Consider the following 5,350-nt stretch of genomic DNA (forward strand, 5'->3'; position numbering starts at 1 on the left):
GTCGGATCGCCGACAACATGCCCAGCGCGATTCCGACTGTGGCCGCAACGGCCGAGCTGGCGGCCGTCAAAGCCAGCGTGGCCGGGAAATGCGCGGCGATCTTGTCCAGCACCGGCTCCGAGGTGATCATCGAGCTGCCGAGGTCTCCCCGGAGAAGGCGGCCGAAGTAACGGGCGAATTGCTCGTATAGAGGAAGATCCAGCCCCAACTGGCCGCGCAGCTCGGCGATTCTCTCGGGGCTCGCGGTTCCCAGAGCCAATCTGGACATGACCGAATCGCCGGGAATCAGGTAGAGAATGACGAATACGAGCACCGAGGAGCCGAAGACGACCGGCAGCAGCGCGAGCATTCTCCCGGCGGCAAGCTTGATCATGGGAATCGCTCCTTTCGGCCGTCACTTCTCAAGGAAGGCCTCGTTAAGGAGCGGATAGCCGAGCGCGTTAAACGCCAGTCCGCGCACCTGGGTCGACGACGCGACGGTGAACGGATGGACGTACAGCGGCAGGACAACGGCGTTATCGATAATTCTGCGCTGAATTTCCTTGTAGATTTCCTCCCGTTTGGCGTCGTCCAACTCCACTTCCCCTTGTTCCAGCAGACGGTCGAGCTCGGGGTTGTCGAAGCCGGACAGGGACGGCCAGCCGGTAAGCCCGTCCGTGTGATAGAACGTCTTCAGGGAATTCGGGTCGAGCGCGGCGTTGCTGCTGCCGAACAGGTCGTAAGCTTTGTCGATCAGCACGACAGTCGAGACGTCCTGCGTCAGATTCACCTCCACCGATACGCCGACGGCCTTCAATTGCTGTTGAATGATGGCTGCTATCTCGTTGCGTTTCTCCCGGTTAGGGAGCGACTCGACGTAGCGGAGCGTCAGCTTGTTGCCGTCCTTCTCCCGAATTCCGTCCGCTCCGGGCTTCCAGCCCAGCTCGTCGAGCAGCTTAGCCGCTTGTTCGGGGTCAGGGGCGAACGCGTTCTCCAGAGAGGAGTCGTAGCCGAAGGTGCTCGGAGTGAGCGGCGACCATGCCCGCTTATAGGTGCCAAGGTACAGCGACTGCACGATCGAATCGAAATCGATGGCCAACTGGAGCGCTTGCCGTGCTTTCAATTCATTCAACGGCGGCGTTCTCTCGTTGATGAAGAGCGAGAAAGGGAGGCCCAACGAATCCTGTTCTATAAGCGTGTAGGCGGGGTCGTTCTTCAAAGCGGCAACATTCTGGGGCGGAATGCCCTCGATTGCGTGCGCTTGCCCGCTCTGCAGGCTCGCGATTCGGGTCGCCTCCTCCGGAATAATGCGGAACACGACCCGCTCGAGATAGGGCTGGCCCGGATTGGAATGGAAGCCGGGCGCCCACGCGTAGTCCGGGTTGCGCTCCAGCTCGATCGCGGAATTTTCGTCCCATTTCACGAATTGGAAAGGTCCCGTTCCGACGGGGTGCCGGCCGACCTGCTTGCCGTGCTTCCGAATGGCCGCAGGGGACTCGATTCCGAGGGACGGCAGGCTGAGATCGCGAAGGAAAGAAGCGGACACGCTCTTCAGATGAATTCGCAGCGTATAAGGATCGAGCACCTCGGACGATTCGTACAAGCTCAAGTAGGACAAGGCGATGCTCGCTTCGGTAGCGGGATCGACGATTCGGTCGAAATTGAATTTGACCGCCTCGGCATCGAAGGGGGTGCCGTCGTGGAACTTGACGTCCTGCCGAAGCTTGAACGTATAGCTCTTGTTGTCCGGGGATAGGGACCATTCGGTCGCCAGCCACGGTTCGATTCGATTGTCCGGCGTCAGCGAGACGAGGCTGTCATAGAGATTGCGCATCACCCGTGAGGCGACGTCCAGGCCGGAGACGTGAGGGTCCAGGGAGTCCGGAGAAGAGGCGAGCCCATAGCTGAGCGCGCCTCCCGGGACGGGGGCTTCCGGCACGGTCTCGGATGCAGATTCAGACGAGGGTGCGGATGAAGGAGCGGAAGCTGGAGTGCCGCTAGAGGCGGAACCTTCGCGATCCTTGGAGCAGGCAGTCAGCAGCAGGGCGGCCGTCAGGAACAAGAGGGGGAGCTTCTTCGTGCGATACGACTTGTTTTTCATGGACATGGGAACAACCTCCGCATATTATTTTGATGAAAATACTTGGATATACATGCAGAAAAAAGACGCGACCCGAGGGCGGGCGCGGTCGGTCTCCGGTTGTCCGGTCGTACCCTGGAACGGTTGCGGCTATTGCGGCCGAGGTTTGGGAATCCATGCGCTAAGCGCGGCTCCCAGCAGCGTGAGAAGGATGACGACGATCAGTACGTCCTGGAATGCCGATGCCCAGACATCGTGCCGCGCGGCGGCGTCCGCCGAATGCTCCCGGGATCTCCCGGTCAGCAGGGCGGCCAGCCCCGAGATCGAGAAGGAGACGACGACCTGCTGCGTGGCGCTCGATAAGGAGGACACCCGGTTCACGAGATGCTGAGGAGACACTTTGAGCAGGTGGGTGACCAGCGGCGTAATGCAGAAGCCGACGCTCATTCCGACGACGGAGATGTACGCGACGATCGTCAGAGCGGATGTGGCGGCGTCAATCCGTGACAGCAAATACTGTCCGGCTGCGAGCAGGATCAGCCCTAAGAGGGCCAGCGGCCTGATGCCGACTTTGTCGAACAAGCGACCTCCGATCTGGTTCGATACGGCGGCCAGCGCGGCGTGAGGAAGCATCAGCAGGCCGGTCTCGAACGCGCTGAAGGAAGTCTGATGCAGCAAAATCTGCGGAATCAGGAACAGCGTGCCGTATTGCGCGAAGACGGCGATCCACAGTACGACGATGCTCCTCGCGAACGCGGACGACCCGAATACGCGCAGCTCGAGCAGTGGATGCTCGTGACGCAGCTGGCGGGCGATGAAGGCGGCGAGCGCGATTCCTCCGACGGCAAGGGCGATCGCCGAGCGCGCGGAACCCCAGCCTTCCTCCGCTTCGCTGACCGCGAAGCACAGCGCCGCGAAGGCGAGCGGACCCAGCAGCAGGCCCCACTTGTCCAGAACGGACGCCGCTTGCTTCTCGACGGCGGGCAGCTTGCGAACGCCGTACCAGACGGCGACGATGCCGATCGGGACGTTCGCGGCGAAAATCCAGTTCCATGCCGCGTGGTCGACGATGAGGCCGGACATCACAGGCCCAAGAGCCGGAGCCGCGATAATCGGAAGCACGACCAGCCCCATGATCTTGCCGACCCGCTCGGGCGGACTGAGCCGATAGGTATAGGCGAACAGGATCGGGATAATGATGCCTCCCCCGGCTCCCTGAACGATCCGCGAAGCGATTAGCGCAGCGAGATCCTGCGAGACCGCGCACGAGAGCGATCCGACGGTGAACACTCCCAGCCCGGCAAGGAAAACCTTCTTGATGCCATAGCGGTCCGAGAGCCAGCCCGCGAGCGGGATAACGGCGGCTTCCGCGAGCAGGTAACCGGTGACGACCCATTGAACGGTCGTGTAGGATACCGCGAATTCCTCCATCAGACGCGGAAGCAGGACGTTCATCGCCGTGCTGTCGAGCATGACCATGAAAGCCCCGACGATAATGGCGGACAATGCCGTTAATATTCGGGCGGTGGATAGCGGCCGATCTACCCCGTTGCCCTGGGCCGGCGTTTCGTTCATATCGATCTCTCCCTTCGACTTATTGACAGTATAATCAGGCTGGTTCAATAATGAAATTAGGCAATATTTTGTGATATTATCACGTATAATGAACTAACTATAAAATTGTAAGAGGTATGGGAGGGGAAACCGAATGTTCGAGGAGACGGAAGAGACGAACAGGATATGCAATAACGCGATCGCGGAAGTGCTGAACGTCATCGGGTTCAAATGGGCGTTTCTGGTGATCGGCCACTTGAGCTACGGCGCGCAGCGCTTTAATCAGCTTCGCCGCAGCCTGAACAATGTGAGCACCCAGTCGTTGACGGTTATTCTGAGAAATCTGGAGGAGCAAGGCGTGGTGCGGAGGGAAGTGTTCGCTACGGTGCCCGTGACCGTGGAATATTCGTTAACGGACAAAGGAAAAGACTTCGTGAACGTACTGAAGGAGATGCATCGCTGGGGTCTGGCATGGAAGGAACGGCCGGACGACGCGGAGCCGGACGAGAAGCTGCTGAAGGAAGCGTCCATATAAGGCATGCCCGCCTGGGGATCTCTCTACGATCCGTCCGGGCAATCTGCGAACCTTGCATAATTCCGAATAGTCCTGCGCAATCTCGAGCAGTTCTGCGCGATCCGCGAACCCCGAGTGATTCCGAATAGTCCCGCGCAATTTCGAGTAGTGCTGCGTCATCCGTGCAACCTGTGCATTCCAACGAATCCCGTGCAATCCCGAATAGTCCCGCGCGATCCGCGAATCCAGCGCATTTGCTCGAAACGATAGAGCAGCTCCACATCTTTGACTATATTGTTAAATTCCGATGTGAATTGTATAGTATAAAAAAGATTCGAAGGAGCGATACAGATGAGCAAACCGTTGTTGGTCATTGTCGGCGCGGGGCCGGGAGTGAGCGCGGCTGTGGCCCGGAAGTTCGGAGCCGAAGGATACCGCGTCGTTCTTGTCGCCCGCAGTCAGGATTCGTTGAACGTGTTGGCGCAAGAGCTGGAAAGCCGAGGGATCGAGGCGCACGCCGTCGCGGCGGACGCGGCCAAGCCCGAATCGATCGAAGCAGCGTTCAAGACCATTCGGGACAAGCACGGCAGTCCGGAGGCGCTCCTCTACAATGCGGCGGTCATTTCGAAAGCCCGTATTTCTACGTTGGAGGAGAGTCGACTGGTCGAGGAGCTCCAAGTGAACGTCGTCGGGGCGCTGACAAGCGTGAAGCAGGTCGTGCCGGAGTTCGTCGAGCGGAAGAGAGGAACAATCCTCATTACGGGCGGCGGCCTCGCGCTTCATCCAAACCCCGAGTACGCTTCGCTGTCGATCGGCAAAGCCGCCGTCCGTTCGCTGGCCTATTCGTTGGCGCAGGAGCTTAAGCCTCACGACGTCTATGTCGGCACCGTCACCATCGGCGGCTACGTGTCTCCCGGCACGTATTACGATCCGGATCGAATCGCCGAGAAATATTGGGACTTGGCCCGGGAGCGCGATGCCGTCGAGTTCGTGTTCGCGGAACGAAACCGATAAGCCCGCGGTACGGGCGTATCGGCCTGGACTGGGTCCGGACGCGAGAGATAAGCCCGCCATGCGTGCGTATCGACCTGGACCGGACCCGGACGCGAGAGATAAGCCCGCCGTACGCACTAGCGTTGCATAAAACTTCACGCGAAAATAACTACAATTAGCTATATATGTAATAATATAAGTGTTTTTCATGGCGATTATATAAAAAATCC

Annotated in this window: 5 protein-coding genes; 2 read left to right on the forward strand and 3 right to left on the reverse strand. The window is 59.4% G+C overall.

The window, feature by feature from the left end:
• The 3 genes from B0G52_RS36415 to B0G52_RS34115 all read right to left on the reverse strand — a co-directional run.
• Positions 1-373 (reverse strand): ABC transporter permease (locus B0G52_RS36415; protein ID WP_233163330.1); only part of this gene is annotated, 373 nt, incomplete at its 3' end.
• Between the two features lie 21 nt (positions 374-394).
• On the reverse strand, positions 395-2,086 hold the full coding sequence (locus tag B0G52_RS34110) for an ABC transporter substrate-binding protein (RefSeq protein WP_233163332.1): 1,692 nt from the start codon (positions 2,084-2,086) through the stop codon (positions 395-397).
• Positions 2,087-2,209: 123 nt separating this feature from the next.
• The gene (locus tag B0G52_RS34115; RefSeq protein WP_094050903.1) at positions 2,210-3,634 is read right to left on the reverse strand and encodes a DHA2 family efflux MFS transporter permease subunit; all 1,425 of its coding nucleotides are present in this window, start codon (positions 3,632-3,634) and stop codon (positions 2,210-2,212) included.
• 133 nt (positions 3,635-3,767) lie between these two features.
• Between B0G52_RS34115 and B0G52_RS34120 the strand changes: the two genes are divergently transcribed.
• The gene (locus tag B0G52_RS34120) at positions 3,768-4,148 is read left to right on the forward strand and encodes a winged helix-turn-helix transcriptional regulator (protein WP_094050904.1); all 381 of its coding nucleotides are present in this window, start codon (positions 3,768-3,770) and stop codon (positions 4,146-4,148) included.
• Between the two features lie 330 nt (positions 4,149-4,478).
• Entirely contained in the window at positions 4,479-5,141 is a 663-nt protein-coding gene (locus tag B0G52_RS34125; RefSeq protein ID WP_094050905.1) for an SDR family NAD(P)-dependent oxidoreductase, read from the forward strand.
• Positions 5,142-5,350 lie beyond the last annotated feature (209 nt).

Source organism: Cohnella sp. SGD-V74 (assembly GCF_003001675.1).
Classification (GTDB): domain Bacteria; phylum Bacillota; class Bacilli; order Paenibacillales; family Paenibacillaceae; genus Cohnella.

Coding starts and splice junctions, on each gene's coding strand:
- B0G52_RS34115 (WP_094050903.1), bottom strand. CDS start 3,634: ATGAACGAAACGCCGGCCCAGGGCAACGGGGTAGATCGGCCGCTATCC.
- B0G52_RS34125 (WP_094050905.1), top strand. CDS start 4,479: ATGAGCAAACCGTTGTTGGTCATTGTCGGCGCGGGGCCGGGAGTGAGC.
- B0G52_RS34120 (WP_094050904.1), top strand. CDS start 3,768: ATGTTCGAGGAGACGGAAGAGACGAACAGGATATGCAATAACGCGATC.
- B0G52_RS34110 (WP_233163332.1), bottom strand. CDS start 2,086: ATGTCCATGAAAAACAAGTCGTATCGCACGAAGAAGCTCCCCCTCTTG.